Raw genomic sequence first — 709 nt, forward strand, 5'->3', positions numbered from 1 at the left:
GGGGCTGTCCTAGATAAGGATTCGATCTAGGATGCGAAATGGCGATAAGTCGTTGTCGGATAAGAAAAAAAGACCAACTTAGGCTGGTCGAGCTGTTCGTGGCCCAAGCGACAGCTCGTACCGCCGCTGATCTGGTGGCAATCCATCGCAACTCGGCCGCGTTGTACTTCCACAAGCTGCGTCAGTGCATTGCCGCTCAAATGGCCGAAGTCGAACCGGAAATGGCTGTGTTCGAATGTGACGAGAGCTACTTCGGAGGGGCTCGCAAGGGCAAGCGAGGACGAGGCGCTGCGGGCAAAGTCTGCGTGTTCGGCATCCTCAAACGCGATGGCAAGGTGTATGCGTTGCCGGTAGCCGACACTCGCAGCCAAACCTTGCTGACGGCCTTAAAAACCCGGGTTTTGGCCCATTCGGTGGTCTATACCGACCACCTAGCTAGCTACAACATCCTGGATGTATCTGGCTTCAAGCATCGCCGGGTGAATCATCGAAAGGAGTTCGTGACTCGCCGTGGTAACCACATCAATGGTATTGAGAACTTCTGGAATCAGTCCAAGCGGATCTTGCGCAAGTACAACGGCATTCCGCGCAAGAATTTCTTCTTGTTCCTGAAAGAGTGCGAGTTCCGTTTCAACTATGGGACACCCCGTCAGCAGCTCAATACGCTGCGGGACTGGGTGGGGCTATAACTCTTATCTAGGACAGCCCC

The 709-nt window shown here is 54.4% G+C and carries 1 protein-coding gene; it reads left to right on the forward strand.

Translation table 11 applies throughout. The annotated features are described in order from the left end of the window. The first annotated feature begins 38 nt into the window (after nucleotides 1-38). On the forward strand, nucleotides 39-689 hold the full coding sequence (locus tag ACTOWK_RS23585; protein ID WP_441332505.1) for an IS1595 family transposase: 651 nt from the start codon (nucleotides 39-41) through the stop codon (nucleotides 687-689). Nucleotides 690-709 lie beyond the last annotated feature (20 nt).

It is taken from the genome of Lysobacter sp. CA196 (assembly GCF_052078695.1).
Lineage (GTDB): Bacteria > Pseudomonadota > Gammaproteobacteria > Xanthomonadales > Xanthomonadaceae > Lysobacter.

What these genes read in the sequence shown, in the direction of transcription:
- ACTOWK_RS23585 (WP_441332505.1), top strand. Translation starts at nt 39, where the DNA reads ATGGCGATAAGTCGTTGTCGGATAAGAAAAAAAGACCAACTTAGGCTG.